This window comes from Lysobacter sp. DMC97 (assembly GCF_056313745.1).
On sequence record NZ_JBQUZR010000003.1, the window covers coordinates 168,183 to 185,044 of the forward strand.

At 69.8% G+C, this 16,862-nt stretch carries 19 protein-coding genes and 1 tRNA gene; 13 read left to right on the forward strand and 7 right to left on the reverse strand.

What is annotated here, in order from left to right; translation table 11 throughout:
- Nucleotides 1-5 precede the first annotated feature (5 nt).
- From gcvT to ACT53Q_RS06915, 4 genes are all read left to right on the forward strand, one after another.
- The gene (gcvT, locus tag ACT53Q_RS06900) at nucleotides 6-1,106 is read left to right on the forward strand and encodes a glycine cleavage system aminomethyltransferase GcvT (protein ID WP_476185931.1); all 1,101 of its coding nucleotides are present in this window, start codon (nucleotides 6-8) and stop codon (nucleotides 1,104-1,106) included.
- Nucleotides 1,107-1,175: 69 nt separating this feature from the next.
- Entirely contained in the window at nucleotides 1,176-1,571 is a 396-nt protein-coding gene (gene gcvH / locus ACT53Q_RS06905) for a glycine cleavage system protein GcvH (protein ID WP_476185932.1), read from the forward strand.
- A gap of 123 nt (nucleotides 1,572-1,694) precedes the next feature.
- A complete protein-coding gene (locus ACT53Q_RS06910; protein WP_476185933.1) occupies nucleotides 1,695-2,162 on the forward strand; it encodes a hypothetical protein in 468 nt (155 codons plus the stop codon).
- A 425-nt stretch (nucleotides 2,163-2,587) separates the two neighbouring features.
- Nucleotides 2,588-2,965: a hypothetical protein gene (locus ACT53Q_RS06915; RefSeq protein ID WP_476185934.1), complete on the forward strand. Its 378-nt coding sequence runs from the start codon at nucleotides 2,588-2,590 to the stop codon at nucleotides 2,963-2,965.
- Nucleotides 2,966-3,123: 158 nt separating this feature from the next.
- On the opposite strand, the gene ACT53Q_RS06920 is transcribed toward ACT53Q_RS06915, so the two are convergent.
- Complete coding sequence (locus ACT53Q_RS06920) at nucleotides 3,124-4,578, reverse strand: serine hydrolase domain-containing protein (RefSeq protein ID WP_476185935.1); 1,455 nt, start codon at nucleotides 4,576-4,578, stop codon at nucleotides 3,124-3,126.
- A 189-nt stretch (nucleotides 4,579-4,767) separates the two neighbouring features.
- Between ACT53Q_RS06920 and ACT53Q_RS06925 the strand changes: the two genes are divergently transcribed.
- From ACT53Q_RS06925 to ACT53Q_RS06935, 3 genes are all read left to right on the forward strand, one after another.
- The gene (locus tag ACT53Q_RS06925; RefSeq protein WP_476186337.1) at nucleotides 4,768-5,352 is read left to right on the forward strand and encodes a LemA family protein; all 585 of its coding nucleotides are present in this window, start codon (nucleotides 4,768-4,770) and stop codon (nucleotides 5,350-5,352) included.
- A 73-nt stretch (nucleotides 5,353-5,425) separates the two neighbouring features.
- Nucleotides 5,426-7,336, forward strand: a complete 1,911-nt coding sequence (locus tag ACT53Q_RS06930; protein ID WP_476185936.1) for a M48 family metallopeptidase — start codon at nucleotides 5,426-5,428, stop codon at nucleotides 7,334-7,336.
- A gap of 41 nt (nucleotides 7,337-7,377) precedes the next feature.
- Nucleotides 7,378-8,361 (forward strand): hypothetical protein, encoded by a 984-nt coding sequence (locus ACT53Q_RS06935; RefSeq protein ID WP_476185937.1) that lies wholly within the window; start codon nucleotides 7,378-7,380, stop codon nucleotides 8,359-8,361.
- A gap of 37 nt (nucleotides 8,362-8,398) precedes the next feature.
- Here ACT53Q_RS06935 and ACT53Q_RS06940 read toward each other — a convergent pair whose 3' ends face one another.
- The 3 genes from ACT53Q_RS06940 to crp all read right to left on the reverse strand — a co-directional run bounded on the left by ACT53Q_RS06940 (nucleotide 8,399) and on the right by crp (nucleotide 10,052).
- Complete coding sequence (locus ACT53Q_RS06940) at nucleotides 8,399-8,821, reverse strand: zf-TFIIB domain-containing protein (RefSeq protein ID WP_476185938.1); 423 nt, start codon at nucleotides 8,819-8,821, stop codon at nucleotides 8,399-8,401.
- A 67-nt stretch (nucleotides 8,822-8,888) separates the two neighbouring features.
- Nucleotides 8,889-9,344, reverse strand: a complete 456-nt coding sequence (locus ACT53Q_RS06945; protein WP_476185939.1) for an N-acetyltransferase family protein — start codon at nucleotides 9,342-9,344, stop codon at nucleotides 8,889-8,891.
- Between the two features lie 18 nt (nucleotides 9,345-9,362).
- A complete protein-coding gene (crp, locus tag ACT53Q_RS06950) occupies nucleotides 9,363-10,052 on the reverse strand; it encodes a cAMP-activated global transcriptional regulator CRP (RefSeq protein ID WP_476172551.1) in 690 nt (229 codons plus the stop codon).
- 177 nt (nucleotides 10,053-10,229) lie between these two features.
- On the opposite strand from crp, the gene speD reads away from it, so the two are divergent.
- Nucleotides 10,230-11,024 (forward strand): adenosylmethionine decarboxylase, encoded by a 795-nt coding sequence (gene speD, locus ACT53Q_RS06955; RefSeq protein ID WP_476185940.1) that lies wholly within the window; start codon nucleotides 10,230-10,232, stop codon nucleotides 11,022-11,024.
- A gap of 179 nt (nucleotides 11,025-11,203) precedes the next feature.
- On the opposite strand, the gene coq7 is transcribed toward speD, so the two are convergent.
- Together coq7 and ACT53Q_RS06965 are read right to left on the reverse strand one after the other, a co-directional pair.
- A complete protein-coding gene (gene coq7 / locus ACT53Q_RS06960) occupies nucleotides 11,204-11,848 on the reverse strand; it encodes a 2-polyprenyl-3-methyl-6-methoxy-1,4-benzoquinone monooxygenase (protein ID WP_476185941.1) in 645 nt (214 codons plus the stop codon).
- Nucleotides 11,845-12,987 carry a (Fe-S)-binding protein gene (locus ACT53Q_RS06965; protein ID WP_476185942.1) on the reverse strand — a complete coding sequence of 381 codons (1,143 nt, stop codon included), beginning with the start codon at nucleotides 12,985-12,987 and terminating at the stop codon, nucleotides 11,845-11,847. The genes coq7 and ACT53Q_RS06965 overlap by 4 nt, the downstream gene beginning before the upstream one ends.
- 218 nt (nucleotides 12,988-13,205) lie before the next feature.
- Here ACT53Q_RS06965 and rplM point away from each other — a divergent pair, with 218 nt between their 5' ends.
- The 5 genes from rplM (at nucleotide 13,206) to ACT53Q_RS06990 (ending at nucleotide 16,073) form a co-directional block, all read left to right on the forward strand.
- Nucleotides 13,206-13,634 carry a 50S ribosomal protein L13 gene (gene rplM, locus ACT53Q_RS06970; RefSeq protein WP_476185943.1) on the forward strand — a complete coding sequence of 143 codons (429 nt, stop codon included), beginning with the start codon at nucleotides 13,206-13,208 and terminating at the stop codon, nucleotides 13,632-13,634.
- Between the two features lie 3 nt (nucleotides 13,635-13,637).
- Complete coding sequence (gene rpsI, locus ACT53Q_RS06975; protein ID WP_476185944.1) at nucleotides 13,638-14,030, forward strand: 30S ribosomal protein S9; 393 nt, start codon at nucleotides 13,638-13,640, stop codon at nucleotides 14,028-14,030.
- 92 nt (nucleotides 14,031-14,122) lie between these two features.
- Nucleotides 14,123-14,197, forward strand: a tRNA-Gln gene (locus ACT53Q_RS06980).
- Between the two features lie 265 nt (nucleotides 14,198-14,462).
- Nucleotides 14,463-15,020 carry a hemerythrin domain-containing protein gene (locus ACT53Q_RS06985; protein WP_476185945.1) on the forward strand — a complete coding sequence of 186 codons (558 nt, stop codon included), beginning with the start codon at nucleotides 14,463-14,465 and terminating at the stop codon, nucleotides 15,018-15,020.
- 18 nt (nucleotides 15,021-15,038) lie between these two features.
- Nucleotides 15,039-16,073: a DUF3050 domain-containing protein gene (locus ACT53Q_RS06990; protein ID WP_476185946.1), complete on the forward strand. Its 1,035-nt coding sequence runs from the start codon at nucleotides 15,039-15,041 to the stop codon at nucleotides 16,071-16,073.
- A gap of 68 nt (nucleotides 16,074-16,141) precedes the next feature.
- Here ACT53Q_RS06990 and ACT53Q_RS06995 read toward each other — a convergent pair whose 3' ends face one another.
- Nucleotides 16,142-16,750 (reverse strand): acyl-homoserine-lactone synthase, encoded by a 609-nt coding sequence (locus tag ACT53Q_RS06995; RefSeq protein ID WP_476185947.1) that lies wholly within the window; start codon nucleotides 16,748-16,750, stop codon nucleotides 16,142-16,144.
- Nucleotides 16,751-16,862 lie beyond the last annotated feature (112 nt).

The following is a 16,862-nucleotide window of genomic DNA, read 5'->3' on the forward strand; positions in this document are numbered from 1 at the left end:
CCGCGATGACGCTCAAGACGATCCTCAATGACGCCCACCGCGCCCTCGGCGCGAAGATGGTCGATTTCGGCGGCTGGGACATGCCGCTCAGCTACGGCTCGCAGCTCGACGAACACCACCAGGTGCGTCGCGACGCCGGCATGTTCGATGTCTCGCACATGACCGTGGTCGACCTGCGCGGCGCCCGTACCCGCGAGTTCCTGCGCCACCTCGTCACCAACAACGTCGACAAGCTGCAGAAGCCGGGCAAGGCGCTCTACACCTGCATGCTCAACGAACGCGGCGGCGTGGTCGACGACCTGATCGTCTACTTCCTGGCCGAGGATTTCTTCCGCCTGGTGGTGAACGCCGCCACCCGCGACAAGGACCTCGCGTGGATCGCCGCGCAGGCCGCGCCGTTCGGCGTGGAGATGACCGAGCGCGCCGAACTGGCGATGATCGCCGTGCAGGGCCCCAACGCCCGCGAGAAGACGCTGGGCCTGCTCTCGCCCGACACCGCGCTGGCGGCGGCGAAGATCACCCGCTTCGCCGCGACCGAGGCGACGCTGCGCGACGGCACGCCGCTGTTCCTCGCCCGCACCGGCTACACCGGCGAGGACGGCTTCGAGATCGTCGTGCCGCAGGAGCGCGCGGTCGCGCTGTGGGACGCGCTGCTCGCCGCGGGCGTGAAGCCGGCCGGCCTCGGCGCGCGCGACACGCTACGCCTGGAGGCCGGCATGAACCTCTACGGCCAGGACATGGACGAGGACACCACGCCGTTCGAGGCCGCGCTGGCGTGGACCGTCGCGCTGGACGCCGGCCGCGACTTCGTCGGCCGCGCCGTGCTGGAAGCGCAGCAGGCCGCCGGCGTGCCGCGCCGCATGATCGGCATGGTGATGGACGAGAAGGGCGTGCTGCGCCACGGCCAGACCGTGCGCACCGCCGCCGGCGACGGCGAGATCCTCTCCGGCACCTTCTCGCCCACGCTCGGCAAGGCGATCGCCTTCGCCCGGGTGCCCGCCGGCGAGCTCGGCGACGTCCGCGTCGACATCCGCGGCCGCGACGTCCCCGTGCGCGTCGTCAAGTTTCCGTTCGTGCGCGACGGCAAGGCGCAGGAAGGCATTTGACCGCCGCCGCCGCGCTTCTAAACTAGACGCATTCTTCCACTTTCCACCGCCACCCCTGCGGAGCCCCCGATGAGCGACATCCCCGGCGATCTGAAGTTCATGAAATCCCACGAATGGGCCCGCGTCGAAGGAGACGGCAAGGTCACCGTGGGCATCTCCGACCACGCGCAGGGCCTGCTCGGCGACCTGGTCTACGTCGAGCTGCCGAACATCGGCGACCGCGTCGAAGCCGGCAACGCCTGCGCCGTCGTCGAGTCGGTGAAGGCCGCCTCCGACGTCTACGCCCCGGTCAGCGGCACCGTCGTCGCGGTCAACGCGCCGCTGGCCGACAAGCCGGAGACCATCAACGAAGATGCCTACGGCGAAGGCTGGCTGTTCGTCCTGGAGATCGATGACACCGACCAGCTCAACGAGCTGCTGGCCCCCGACGACTACGCCGAGCTGCTCGAAGACGACGAGCACTGAGCCTGATCCCGGCGCGGCACACCGCCGCGCAGGCGACATCGCGAAGCCGTCCGTACCCGCGGACGGCTTTTTTCTTGCCCGCCCGATGCGCGTCGCCGGCGCGCGAACCGATGCCGATGCGTCGTGCACGAAGCCGGTCGACGCACCGTCGGCATGCCGTCGAGGTGCCATCGGAGCCGCCATCGACATGGCGTTCGCCGTGCCGATCACCGCGCCGACGACGCGCGCATCGCGCTGCGGAGCGGGGCGTTCGCCGCGTTTTCGTCCGCGCATTGTTCGCGCAGTTCCGCGCATTCCGGCTTGTGCGACGCGAAATCCGGTCCGTTTCGACGATCGTCGAACGACGCGCTTTCGTCTGTCTTCATCCGCGCCGGCGGGCGTGTCGCCGCGCGCTTCGGCGCATGCGTCCGCGACGGCCTGCGCGATGCCGCGTGGAACAAAACGTCTGAAAAAAAGATGTTTCGTTTCGCGTCGCCGGAGGCATGCCGCGCGCATGCCTCCGGCGACGCACAGCGCGTGCGGACCTCCGGACACCGCGCGCGCTGCGTGTGCGCGGCAAGTCGCGCGATTTTTTTCGCGTCGGGGTGTTGACAGTGGAAAAAACCGTGATTAGGTTTCGCCCCAAGTGTTGCCTGCGCAGAAGTGAGTGAGTCCCTCCAAGACGAAAACGCGAAGCACAATCAGGATTTCCTTCCGGACTTCGGTTCCGGTGGAAACAGGCTTCGTCTCCTTCGCAAAACGCCACGTCGCCGCCGGGTCTCGCCACCCGCGCCTTTTCGCCCGAGGTCAGGATGGCACCGGGACGAGTCATGTCCGCCACGGCATCGCCGCGACGGATGCGGGGCGGTTCGACGTTGTCGTGTCTTTTCTCCGGTCGCCGTGGACGCGGCGCCGGGCCGAATCCGTACCGGCTTGCCTAGTGCGCCGGCGGTGGATGGCGGGTCCGACTCCCGCGATCCGTTTGATGTCTGGGCCGTAATACCCAACGCAAGTCCACTGACGAGGAGAGCCATACCATGGCTGCGAAGAAAGCTGCGAAGAAGGCCGTCAAGAAGGCGGCCAAGAAAACCGTGAAGAAGGCGGCGAAGAAGGCCGTCCGCAAGACCGCCGCGAAGAAGGCCGCCAAGAAGGTCGCCAAGAAGCCGGCGAAGAAGGCTGCCAAGAAGGCCGTGAAGAAGGCCGCGAAGAAGACGGCGAAGAAGGCCGCCAAGAAGACCGCGAAGAAGACTGCGAAGAAGGCTGCCAAGAAGACCGCGAAGAAGGCTGCGAAGAAGCCCGCCGCGAAGAAGGCCGCCAAGAAGGCTGCGAAGAAGCCGGCGAAGAAGGCTGCCAAGAAGCGCGCGAAGAAGGCCGCGCCGGCCGCCGCTCCGGCCGCGATCGAGCCGATGGCGTAATCACGTCACCCCGATCTGCGTCACCCGAACTCCCTCTCCGCGCCGCCCAGGCGGAGAGGGAGTTTTTTTATGCCCGGCGAAAGGCGGGCGCGCCGGGACCGGAGCGGACGCGGTGCCCGCCTCGGTGATGTGGAGGCGCAATGCCTGCCGGCGCAGGCTTACTCGGGCTTGGCGTCCGAGACCGAGCTTTCCGCACCGCCGCCGGCCGCCGGCGGATCCGGCAGCTTCGGCAGGCCCTGCGCGTACAGCCCTTCCTCCAGCGGCTCGGGCTCGCTGTCCAGCCACTGCTGCGGCGGCAGGCCGAGCGCGCGATCGAGCACGGTGGGCAACAGCCCCGACGGCGCGCCGCTGTTGGCGTTCCAGAGGATGACCACGCCGAGGTCGCGGTCGGGCAGCATCGCGATCGCGCCGCGATAGCCCTGCACCGCGCCGCCGTGGAAGACCACGCGGTGGCCGGCGTAATCGAAGATGCGCCAGCCCAAGCCGTAGCCGGCGGCGTCGAGCCGCGCGCTGCGCCACTTCGAGCCGCGCGTTTCGGCGGGCGTGTCGATCAGCGGCGCGTGCAGTGTCGCCAGCAGCGTCGCCGGCAGCACGTCGGGACGATGCCCGGTCTGCGCGACCAGCCACTGCGCCATGTCGGTGATGCTGGCGTTGACGCCCGCCGCGGGTGCGACGCGGTAGTAGCTCGGCTTGGGCGTCACCGACGACCAGCCGCGCGCGACGCGCACGTGCGGCTTCGCCCACCGCGGGCTGGCCTGGATGCCGTCGAGGCCGTAGCTGGCGTCGCGCATGCCCAGCGGCGTGAACACGCGCTGCGCGACCCACTGTTCGAAGGGTTCGCCGCTGGCGCCGCGGACGACGTCGCCGATCAGGCTGTAGGCGATGTTCTGGTAGGCGTAGCACTCGCCGGGCGCGCACTGCATCGGCGTGTAGGCCATCTTGCGCACCAGCGAGGCGTATTCGGCGTTGCCTTCGAGATCGCGGTCGAAGGCGTTGTGGCCGAGGCCCACGCGATGGCTCAGCACGTCGGCGACGGTGAGCTCCAGCGCGGCGCGCGGCTCGGAGAACTGCAGGGTGGGGTAGTAGTCGACGACACGGCTGTCCCAGCGCAGGCGGCCCTGGTTGACCAGCAGGCCGGTCGCGGTGGCGGCGAAGGACTTCGACAGCGAGGCCAGCCGGAACACGGTGTGTTCGTCGACGGTCTCGGGGTTGTTCACGTCGGTGACGCCGTAGCCGCGGGCGCTGAGGACGCGGCCGCCCTGCACGATCGCCATCGCCAGGCCGGGCACCTTCTGGCCCGCGACCAGGCCCTGCGCCAGTCGCTCGAAATCGGCGACGTTGAAGCCGGCGGCCGGCGGCAGCACCTGCAGGCCGTTGCCGGGGAACACGCGGACCATCGTGGCGCGCGGCGAGTAGACGCTGGCGTTGCCGAGTACCGCGCCGTCACCGAGGCTGCTGTCCCAGCGCAGCGAGGTCTGCGCCGACACGCCCGCGGACAGCGGCAGCAGCAGCGCGCTCAGCCCGGCGGTGAGGGCGAGCAGCGGAAACCGCCGACGCGGTCCGTGCAGGCGGGCCGATGGCAGTGCGGAACGGCGCCGGTAATCGTCTTTCATCGCTGTTGCCCCCTGCGTATGCTTCGCCTGCGGGTCGGTCGTGTGGGTCGATCGCGTGGGCGATCGTCTGAAGGTCGCGTCGGTGCGGCCGTCCGCTGTCGCGAACGCGCCCGGTCTTCCGCCGGGCTCCCGGCGATCATAGCGTCCCTTCCGCGGTTTGCATGAACAAGGGGAAGTTCGGTGGTTATTTTGTTGATCCTGCTCGCAATTCTGGCGGTCCTGCTGGTGTGGGCGGTCGGTGCGTACAACGGCCTGGTCGGGGCCCGGAACGTCTACCGCAACGCCTTCGCCCAGATCGACGTGCAGCTGCAGCGACGCTTCGACCTCATCCCCAACCTCGTCGAGACCGCCAAGGGCTACCTGACGCACGAGCGCGAGACGCTGGACGCCGTGGTCGCCGCGCGCGGGGCCGCGCAGGCCGGACTGGCCGCCGCCAAGGCCGTGCCCGGCGATCCCGCGGCGATGGCCACGCTCGCCGCGGCGCAGGGGCAGTTGGACGCGGGCCTCGGCCGCCTGCTGGCGGTCGCCGAGGCCTACCCCGACCTCAAGGCCGACCGGACGATGATGCAGCTCACCGAGGAGCTGGCCAGCACCGAGAACCGGGTCGCGTTCGCGCGCCAGGCGTTCAACGACGCGGTGATGGCCTACAACAACCGGCGCGAGATGTTCCCCTCCAGCGTCATCGCCGGCAGCTTCGACTTCGCCGCCGCGACGTCGCTGGCCATCCCGGGCGATCGCGCGGAGATGCGCGAAGCGCCGAAGGTGCAGTTCTGATCCCGCGATCGCTCCCGCATCGCGCCGGGCGTCCCGCGTCCGGCCGATGCCCGTCCGTCGAACTCCTTTCCACATGAACTTCTTCGATCGCCAGGCCGCCGCGCGGCGCGCCTCGTTCCGGCTGGTGCTGCTGTTCGCGCTGGCGGTCGCCGGCATCGTGCTCGCCGTCGATTTCGTCGCGTGGTTGCTCATCGCCGCGAAGGACACCGCCTCGCCCAGGCAGACGCTGGGCCTGCTGGCGCTGGTCTCGCTGCTGGTGCTCGCGATCATCGGCCTCGGCTCGCTGTACCGCATCGCCAGCCTGTCCGGCGGCGGCGAGGCGATCGCGCGGCAACTGGGCGGCGTGCCGGTGCCCGAACAGAGCCGCGATCCGCAGCTGCGGCGGCTGCGCAACGTGGTCGAGGAGATCGCGATCGCCTCCGGCGTGCCGATGCCGAAGCTGTACGTGCTGGAACACGAATCCGCCATCAACGCCTTCGCCGCCGGCTACGCGCCGGCCGACGCCGCGGTCGCGGTGACGCGCGGCGCGCTGGAGCGGCTCAACCGCGACGAACTGCAGGGCGTGATCGCGCACGAGTTCAGCCACATCCTCAACGGCGACATGCGCCTGAACCTCCGCCTGGTCGGCGTGCTGTTTGGCATCCTCATGCTGGCGCTCGCCGGGCGCAGGATCCTCGAACACGGCCGCTTCTCCGGTCGCGGCAAGAGCACCGGCGCGGTGCTCGGCGCGGCGTTCGTGGCGATGGGCGTCGGCTACCTCGGCCTGTTCTTCGCGCGGATGATCAAGGCCGGCGTCAGCCGTTCGCGCGAGCTGCTGGCGGATGCGTCCGCGGTGCAGTTCACGCGGCAGACCGCGGGCCTGGCGGGCGCGCTGAAGAAGATCGCCGGCGTCTCCGGCGGCGCGACGCTGGCGCAGCGCGGCGAGGCCGAGGAAGTCAGCCACATGCTGTTCGGCGATGGCGTCGGCCTGCAGGGCCTGTTCGCCACGCATCCGCCGCTGCTGCAGCGCATCCGCGCGCTGGAGCCGACCTTCGACGCGACGCAGCTGTCCGCGCTGCAGCGGCGCTGGGCCGCCGAGCCGCCCGACGGCATGGCCGAAGACATCCGCCTCGGCCTGGCGCCGCGCGAGGGCGGCCTGCCCGCGCCGGACGCGGCGTTCGCGGTGAGTCCGTCGATGGTGGTGGCGCAGGTGGCGCAGCCGGCCGCGGACGACTACCGCCGCGCCGATGTCATCGTCGCTGCGCTGCCTGCCGCGGTGCGTGCGCTGGCCGCCGATCGCGACAGCGTGGTGCCGCTGGTGATCGGCCTGCTGCTGGACGCCGATCCGGCGGTGCGCGCGCGCCAGCACACCGAGATCGCCGCGCGCCTGGGCCGGCAGGCGGCGATCCACGCGCAGGCGCTGCGTGACGAGCACCTGGAGGCGCTGCACCCGATGCTGCGCCTGCCGCTGGCGGCACTGGCGTTCCCGATGCTGGGCCAGCGCCCGCGCGCCGCGATCGGCCTGGTGCTGGACACAGTGCACGCGGCGGTGAACACCGACGGCCGCGTGTCGGTGTTCGAGTACTGCCTCGGCACGCTGCTGCAGGCGCAGATGCGCGAGGCGCTGGATCCGGTGCGGCACGCGCCGTTCGGCCGTCGCCGGCTGGTCGATGCCCGCGACGCCGTCGCCCTGCTGCTGGCGACGATCGCCCAGGCCGGCCACGATTCGGCCCCGGACGCACGGCGCGCCTGGCTCGCCGGCTTCCAGCGCGTGTTCCCGCAGGATCACGCCGACTACGCGCCGCCGGCGAACGGCGTGCTGGCGCTTGATCCGGTCTGGCCGCAGCTGGATGCGCTCGCGCCCGAGGCCAAGCAGTTGCTGGTCGAAGCACTGACCGCGGCGGTCAGCCACGACGGCCGCGTCACGGTGCCGGAAGCCGAACTCCTGCGCGCCGTCTGCGCCCTGCTGCACTGTCCGCTGCCGCCGATGCTGGAGCGCGGCTGAGCCGCGGGGAACCCGCGCGCGCAGCCACGCATCGAAACCGCATGCTGCGTCCGCTGCCCGCTTTCGTCGCCTTGCTCGCCGGTCTGCCTGCCGTTGCGGCGGCGCCCGTGGACGAGACCCGGCTCGTGCAGGCAGGCGGCACCACGCTGCGCATCGACGTCGCGGGCGTCGCCGATCCGGGGCGCCGCGCGATGCTGATGGACTGGGCCGAAGAGGCGGCGCGCGCGACCGTGCTGCCGTCGCGGCGCTTTCCGCTGGACGCGGCGCAGGCGCGGATCGTCGAGATCGACAGCCGCGATCCCAGCCCGGTGCCGTGGGGCCAGACGCGTCGCGACGACGACGTGGCGGTGCTGCTGTTCGTGCGCCGCGACGCCGGTCGCGACGCGCTGCGTGCGGACTGGACGGCGGTGCACGAATTCGCGCACCTCGCGCATCCCTATCTCGGCGACCGCGGACGCTGGCTCGCCGAGGGCCTGGCGAGCTACCAGCAGAACGTGCTGCGGGCGCGCGCCGGATTGACCAGCGTCGAAGCCGCGTGGACCGCACTCGATGCCGGTTTCAGTCGCGGCGAAGCGGCCGGAACCGGCGTGCCGCTGGCGCAGGCCGGGCGCGGCGCGACGATGCGCATTTATTGGGCCGGTGCGGCGTACTGGCTGGAGATGGACCTGCGTCTGCGCCGCGACCACCGCAGTTCACTGCAGACAGTGCTCGACGACTATGCGCGCTGCTGTCTCGACGGCACCGCGCACGTCGCACCGGAAGCGTTCGTGGCGGCGCTGGATCGCATCGCCGGCACCGCGCTGTTCGCGCCGCGGTATCGCACCTATGCCGCGTCCACGGACTTCCCGCCGCTCGACGACCGTTACGCCGCGCTCGGCATCGTCCGTGACGGCAGCGGATTGCGTTTCCGGGGCGATGCCGCCGCCGCGGCGCTGCGCACCGCGATCATGCGCGCCCCCGCGCTCGACCCCGCGCTCGACCCCGCGCCGGCGCCCGACCCGCGAGGACGGACGTCGCCGCGATGATCGGCAGGCAGGGCCGGCGTGCCCTGCGGCTTGCGCATCACAGCTCGCTCGGCCCGTCCGCCAGCGGCGCGATCCGCTTCAGCAGCCGGTCGATCGCGGTCTCGTACTCGCCTTCGTCGGCGAAGTCGCGGAATTCGCCCGCATCGTAGAAGCGGCCGTAGCAGAACTTGCAGCTCTCGAAGCGGATGTGCGGCTGGTGCGGGTCCACCATGTGGATCAGCGGGTAATGGCCGCAGGCGGGGCAGAGGATGACCTGCGCCGCCGGTGCGGTGGGATCGAAGGTCGCGTCGCTCGCGGGCGGCGGGGGCGGGGCGACCAGGTCGATGCGTTCGGCCTCTTCGCGCAGCTGCTCGTGCGCCATGATCTCGAACCACATGCCGTTGCACGCGCTGCAGCGCTGCACGGTCTCCTCGGTGCCGGGCACGGGATTCATCGGGGCATGGCACTTGGGGCACTGCATGGCGCGTCCGTCGTCGTCGTGAGGAGCCGCCATTCTGCCGGACGCTGCCAGCGGTCGCGAGCCGCGCTCAGTCGCCCAGCGACTTGACGAAGCGCACCGCGCCGTCGGTGAAACCGCAGGCGCGGTAGAAGGCGTGGGCCTCGGTGCGATGGCCGGCACTGGTCACTTCCAGACGCGCGGCGCCGGCGGCGCGGGCGCGGCGTTCGGCGTCGCGCAGCAGGGCGCGGCCCACGCCGTGGCCGCGGGCGTCGTCGCTCACCACCAGCGCGGTGACGCGGCAGGTGGTGGTGCCCAGCGGCAGGTAGTACATGAAGTCCAGCGACAGCAGGCCGCAGGCGACGCCGCGCAGGCGGGCCAGCAACAGCGCCTGGCGATCGTTGTGCAGCACGGCGGCGATGCGTTCGGCGGCGTCAACGGGATCGCAGGGATAGCCGAGGGCGCCGAGCAGCACCGCCACCTCGTCGGCATCGGCCGGGGTGGCGTTGCGCAGGTCGAGGTCGACCTCGACCGGGGAAGCGGACATCCCCGTGCCGCTCATCGGTCAGCGGGTGCCGTAGACGACCACGGTCTTGCCGCGGGCGTGCAGCTTGCCGTCGACCTGGAGCTTCTTCAGCACGCGGCCGGCCATCTCGCGGGAGCAGCCGACCAGCCGCGCCAGCTCCTGCCGGGAGACGCGCAACTGGGTGCCCTGCGGGTGGCTCATGGCCTCGGGTTCGCGGGTCAGGTCGTGCAGGGCGCGGATGATGCGGTCGGTGACGTCCAGGAAGGCCAGGCGGCCGGCCTTGCGGCTGGTGTCCAGCAGGCGGCGCGACAGCTGGGCGCCGATGGCGTAGATCAGCTGCGCGGCGTCGCCGGCCAGCGGGCCTTCCAGCAGCTGGTACAGGCGCTCGTAGCCGATCTCGGCCAGCTCGCACTGGGTGCGGGTGCGCAGCACCACCTCGCGGCGGTCGCTTTCGACGAACAGGCCCATTTCGCCCACGAATTCGCCCGGGCCGAAGTAGCCCAGCACCAGCTCGCGACCGTCCTCTTCCTCGGTGATGATGCTCACGGAGCCCGAGATCACGTAGTACAGGGTGCCCGCCGGGTCGCCCGGACGGAAGACTTCCGTGCGCGGCGGGTAGCGGCGTCGGTGGCAGTGCGATAGAAAACGCTCGATGGTCGCCACCGTGGGCGCGAGCGGATTTGCGTTCCGTCGAAGGGGAGTCAGCGTGGCCACGGGGGGTCGGTTCATGCGAGCCTGAACGTATGAAAGGACAAGAGTAGGCTTTTGTCACGATTCCGGCAAACGGCGCCGTATCCTCCCGACAGGATACGCAGCCTGATGCTGCGCCGCCGCAACGTCTCGCCCCCGTTGCCGCAATGCCGCATAATCGCGCCCCCGTCCAACGCCCCCAGAGGAACCGATGCCGTGGTCAAGCCGCTGCCGCGCCTGAAGCTGCAAGGTTTCAACAACCTGACCAAGTCGCTGTCCTTCAACATCTACGACGTCTGCTACGCCGCCTCCGAGGAAGAGCGTCAGCGCTACATCGCGTACATCGACGAGGAGTACAACGCCGACCGCCTCACCCAGATCCTCACCGACGTGGCGGAGATCATCGGCGCGAACATCCTCAACATCGCACGCCAGGACTACGACCCGCAGGGCGCGTCGGTGACCATCCTCATCTCCGAGGAGCCGGTGATCGACAAGAAGCAGGCCGGCAAGGAGCTCATCTCCGACGCCGTGGTCGCGCACATGGACAAGTCGCACATCACCGTGCACACGTATCCGGAAACCCATCCGGACAACGGCATCGCCACCTTCCGCGCCGACATCGACGTGTCGACCTGCGGCGTGATCTCGCCGCTGAAGGCGCTGAACTACCTGATCGAGAGCCTCGAGTCCGACATCGTGGTGATGGACTACCGCGTGCGCGGCTTCACCCGCGACATCAAGGGCAAGAAGCACTACATCGACCACAAGATCAACTCGATCCAGGACTACCTGGCCAAGAACATCAGGTCGCGCTACGAGATGCTCGACGTGAATGTCTACCAGGAGAACCTGTTCCACACCAAGATGCACCTCAAGGACTTCGACCTCGACCAGTACTTGTTCGAAGAGAAGGCCAAGAACCTCTCGTTCAAGGAACGCATGAAGGTGGAGGCGCGCCTGCGCCGCGAGATCGAGGAGCTCTACCAAGGTCGCAACCTGGTCGAGTGATCCGCTTCGCTGCAGTCAACGAAAAAAGCCGGCGAAAGCCGGCTTTTTTCGTTGCGCGGGAAGATCGGGTTTCGTAGGGCGGGCCCTGGCCCGCCATTGCGGTCGTTCCGATCGCACCGCGCGCTTCGATCGTTGTTTGGCGCGACCGGCAGACTCGCGACGGTGGGCCAGGGCCCGCCCTACAGCCGGTACGCGACCGCCTTCATCAGCTTCGACGCCGTGGCCATCAGCGTCGGGATCGGCGGCGGCAGCCTGCGCGCGCCGGCGGCCTGGGCGTGGTCGGCGTGGCGGACTTCGTCGTCCTTCATGACTTCGAGGATCGCCCGGCTGCGCGCGTCGGCGGCGGGCAGCGTGCGCAAGTGTTCTTCCAGGTGCGCCTCGACCTGGCGCTCGGTCTCGACCACGAAGCCGAGGTTCCAGCCGTCGCCGCGCAGGCCGGCGGCGAGGCCGATCGCGTAGCTGCCGGCGTACCACAGCGGGTTGAACACGCTGGGGCGGCTGTCCAGTTCGCGCAGGCGGTCCGCGCACCACGCGAGGTGGTCGGTTTCCTCCTGCGCGGCCGCATGCAGCTGCGCGCGCGTGGCCGGGTCGCGCGCGACCGCGGCCTGGCCCACGTACAGCGCCTGCGCGCAGACCTCGCCGACATGGTTGATGCGCATCAGCCCGGCGGCGTGGCGGCGTTCGGCCTCGTCCAGCACCACGTCGGCCTCGCGGTCGCCCGGGTTCGGGCGTTCGGCGCGCGGCGCGCCGGCGACGGTCTCCAGCGCGTTCTGCGCATCGGCGAGCAGGCGGTCGAGCGGGGTGAGCTGTCGGGTCGCGGTCATGCCAGACATTCTGCAAGGAATTCCAGGGGATGTCGCACCGGCACGGCGGTGCCGTTCGCCAGGTGCAGGCGGCAGCCGATGTTCGCACTGAGCACCATCGCGGCGCCGCTGCCGGCGAGCTGGTCCAGCAGAGGTTGCCGGAACGTCGCCGCGCGCGCCGGGTCGGCCAGCATCGCGGTGCCGGCCGCGCCGCAGCAGCCGAGGCCGGCGTCGAGATCGACGATCTCCAGCCCCGGCACCCGCGCCAGCAGTGCGCGCAGGGCGCCATCGCTGCGGACGACGTTCCGCTGCGTGCAGGGCAGATGCAGGGCGACGCGCGCGGTGCGCGGTGCGAAGCGCAGCCGGTCGGCGCGTTCGGCGAGCACGTCGATGGCGTCGCGGACGACGGACTGGCCGGACAGCGCATCGGCGAGTGCCTCGTGGCAGCCGCTGGACAGGCCGATCACTAGCGCGTGGCCCGCGAACGCGGCGCGGTTGGCGTCGGCGAGCGTGGCTGCGCGGTCGGCGGCGCCGGCATGCGCGTGCAGCGTGCCGCAGCAGGTCTGGGCCGACGGCGTTTCGAGCGCGAGGCCGGCCGCGGCAGCCAGTCGCGCGACGGCGTCGAACAGCGCCGCGTCGTAGCCGCGCGCCACGCAGCCGGTGAACAGCGCCGCGGTGGCGTCCGGCGCGGGAATGTCCTGCGATGGCGGCAAGCGTACCGCCGGCATCGGTGGTCTCGGCAATGGTCGTGCGGCGCGGGGCAGCAGCGGCCAGACGCGCCGGTACACGTCGAGCAGCCGCGCCAGCGTCCGCGGTCGGGCCGCCAGCGCTTCGATCGCGCGCTGACGCATGCCGGGCGGTCGCCGCGCACGCTGCCCGGCCCGCACGCCGGTGAGCACGGCGCCGTAGTCCACGTCCGCGGGGCAGACCGCCTCGCAACGCCGGCAGCCGAGGCAGGCGTCGAGATGGTCATCGAGGACGGGTGTCGGCGCCAGCGCGCCGGTGTCGAGCGCCCGGGCCAGCGCGATCCGGCCCCGCGGCGATTCGGCTTCCAGCCCCGCCAGCCGGTAGGTCGGGCACGTCGGCAGGCACAGGCCGCACTGCACGCAGCGGTCGGCGAGGGCGGCCAGGGACGGGGCGGAAGGCGCCGGAACGTTCATCCGGACATCTTCCGGGAAGCCGCCGGCCCGCGCGAGGCCGGAACCCCGCAACTTGCGACGCACTGCCTGCCGGGCTACCATCTCGCTTCTTTGCAGCCCCGGTTCCGGGTCCGCGAAGCCGCTCCACAGACAACGCGAGGCGACGTTCCGCCGGCCCTGCCGCTCCGGAACCAGCCCGACCAGCGCACCTCAGGGCGCGCCCCAACCAGAGTCCCTTCATGAAGACTTTCACCGCAAAGAACGAGACCGTCCAGCGCGACTGGTACCTCGTCGACGCCAGCGGCAAGACGCTCGGCCGTCTCGCAGCCGAACTGGCCTACCGCCTCCGCGGCAAGCACAAGCCCGTCTACACCCCGCACGTCGATACCGGCGACTACTTCGTCGTGATCAACGCCGAGAAGATCGCGGTCACCGGCAACAAGCTGCAGGACAAGAAGTACCACCGCTTCACCGGCTACGTCGGCAACCTGAAGACCGAGACCCTCGCCCAGGCGCTGGAGCGCCATCCGGAGCGCGTCCTCGAGATCGCCGTGAAGGGCATGCTGCCGAAGAATCCGCTCGGCCGCGCCATGTACAAGAAACTCAAGGTGTACAAGGGTTCCGAACACCCGCACGCCGCCCAGCAGCCGCAAGTCCTGGAACTCTAACCGATGGCTACTCAGCAGAACTACGGCACCGGCCGTCGCAAGTCCTCCGTCGCCCGCGTCTTCCTGCGCAAGGGCACCGGCAACATCACCGTCAACGACCGTCCGCTGGACGAGTTCTTCGGCCGCGAGACCGCGCGCATGATCGTGCGCCAGCCGCTGGAACTCACCAAGACCGTCGACAAGTTCGACATCGTCGTCACCGCGACCGGCGGCGGCACCACCGGCCAGGCCGGCGCCATCCGCCTGGGCATCGCCCGCGCCCTGGTCGAGTACGACGACACCCTGAAGTCCGAGCTGCGCAAGGCCGGCTTCATGACCCGCGACGCCCGCGAGGTCGAGCGCAAGAAGGTCGGTCTGCACAAGGCCCGTCGCGCCACCCAGTTCTCCAAGCGTTGATCCGGCTGCGTCGCACCGGGGCCCGTTGGGTCCCGGGGGCGACTGGCCCGCGGCCCCGATTTCGCGTTACAATCGCGGTCCGCTTGCACTACAGCCCCGTCGCCAAGCGGTAAGGCACCTGACTCTGACTCAGGCATTCGGTGGTTCGAATCCATCCGGGGCTGCCATCTTCGGGACACCCGCCGCAAGGCGGGTGTCTTTTTTTGCGCAATCGTCGGCGTCGCCGCGCAATGCCGGGTGATCGGATCGGCGACATGCCCGGGCCGGAGGCACGCCCCCGGCGTTTCCGCTCCCGGGAATGCGACGGGATGCCGTCGCATTCCCAGCGCGCAGTCACGCTTTCCCTTCTTTTTTCACGCCCATGACGAACCTGTAATTTCTTACAGGTACACGGCAGCGTGTGGACGCGGATATGTTCGTCGGGTCGGCGGCATGCCGACGGTTCATTCGACAGGGGATGTTGTGCTCGATTTTTTGAAGAAGTGGCTCGGGGGCGGGCAGGGACCCAGATCGCGTGCTTTGCCGCAGGGTGCCCCCACATTCGAACAGCGCCGCGCGGGCGGGCCGATCGGCTACGACCCGGATCTGGTGCCGTCGCTCAAGCGCGATCACGCCGATCTGGTGAAGCTCTACGGTGCCATCGGGGACCTGGCGCAGCAGGGTGATTTCCAGCAGATCCCGCAAATGCTCAATGCCTTCAAGGTGCACCTCGAAGGGCACCTGATCGCCGAGAACGTGCGTTTCTACAACTACGTCGAAAATGCCATGCAGGGCGATGCAGACAGCACCGCGCTGGTGCGCAGCTTCCGGCGCGAGATGAATGCCATCGCGCGCGGCGTGGTGGATTTTGTCAAGAAGTACCAGGTCGGCAACTTCGACCAGGAAACCCGCGAGGCCTTCATGACCGACTACCAGGTGGTCGGCGGCCTGCTGGCGCAACGCATCGAACGCGAGGAGAGCAGCCTCTACCCGCTGTACTCCGCGCGATAGCGATCGGGCGTCCGCGGCATGCGGACTCCGGGTCGTGCACAAGGTCAGGCGAGACAGGGAAGGCTCGCCGGGGGCCGTCGCAGATGTGCGGCGGCGAGATGGGACCGCTGTCGGCGAGGCCGGCGGCGGGAGGTTCGGACGAACCAGGAAGGTCGTCGTCCGGCGCATTTTTTCCCAACGTTGTTCACCGCAGTGCCCGATCAAGGAGAACGTATGAAAAAGGAAGCGGATGCCACACCTCAGGACACCATTCTGACCCCGGCCATGCGCCGGGTGCGCCACGAACTGGAAACCCACCCGGTCTTTGCGGAGATCGACCGCATCGAGGCCTTGCGCGCTTTCATGCAGGTGCACGTGTTCGCGGTCTGGGACTTCATGTCCCTGGCCAAGCGCCTGCAGCGCGACCTCACCTGCGTCGAATTGCCGTGGATGCCGCCGGCGGATCCGGTCGCGGCGCGGCTGATCAACGACATCGTCCTCGCCGAGGAAAGCGACGTCGATGCTCAGGGGAATCCGGCGAGTCATCTCGATCTCTATCTCCAGGCGATGCGTGACGTCGGTGCGCCGACGGCACAGTTCGAAGGTTTCCTCGACGCCCTGCGCGGCGGGGCGACGCTGGAAGATGCCTTCGAGGCGACGGACGTACCCGCCTTCGTTCGCGATTTCGTCGGTCACACCATCGGCACCGCCCTGCGCGGGAGCACCCTGGAGACCATGGCCAGCTTCTTCTACGGCCGCGAGAACGTCATTCCGGTGATGTTCCAGAGCCTGCTGGATCGCTGGGGGCTGAACGAAGGCCATGCGCCCGGTTTCGTGTACTACCTGCAGCGGCACATCGAGCTCGACGGCGACACGCACGGCCCGGCCGCGCATCGGCTGATCGAGGCCGAGCTGGTGCGCCGCGCGGATGGTCTGCAGGAAGCGCGCGATTCCGCGACCCAGGCGCTGCAGGCGCGTCGCGCGCTGTGGGACGGCGCCGCGACCCAGCTGCGGGCGCTGCGCGAAGGCAAGATCGCGAGCCTGCCGAAGCGCAAGGCGCAGGCCGCCGCCTGACGCTCTCCGGATCTTCCCGCTGTGCGCGGACGCGCACAGCGGGAGACCGTTTCGTTTTCACGTCGGACTCAGGCCGCGCGCTGGACGCCGGCTTCCACCGGGCTGTCGCCGACCACACGCAGGTTTTCCGCCACCGGCATGCGGAAGGCGAGGCTCATCACCTCGCCGATGCGCTGCGGCGGGCCGAGCCGCTCGACGATCAGCCCCAGATGACGCAGCAGGCGCTCGACCGGTGCGCTGGTGACGCCGACCAGCGTGTCCACCTGCCGCGCGCCGGAAAAGCGGAACATTTCCGCCAGCATCCCCGCGGCGATCGCCCCGAATCCGAATCCTTCCGCCGCGCCGCGCGGGTCGATCGCGAACCGGCTCACTTCCCAGGTCGCCGGCGACGACGGCGCCCGCCCGTCCGCGAGCAGGAACGGGAAGATGTCGCGCAGCATGTTCGGCCCGGTGGTCGGCAGCAGACGACAGCAGCCGAGCGCAGTCGATGCGCTCTCGTGGGCGATGAGGTAGTGCGGTCCGATCAGATCGAACCAGTCGTGCTCGCGACCGTGTTCGACATGGACATTCCAGTGCAGGCGTTCGTGGAACACGGCGCAGCGCAGGCGATACATGCTGTCCAGCAGGGGTGCGCCCAGACCGGATTCGCCGGCCCGCCCGATGACGAAGTGCGTCATGGTGTCTCCTCGTAGGGTGGAAGGAGACTTCAGTGGGCATAAGACCTGTCGCTTCTTGCAGCTGAAGGACCTTACAGGTTGACGCAGGTCCGTTCGCGCTGCCGATGGCGAC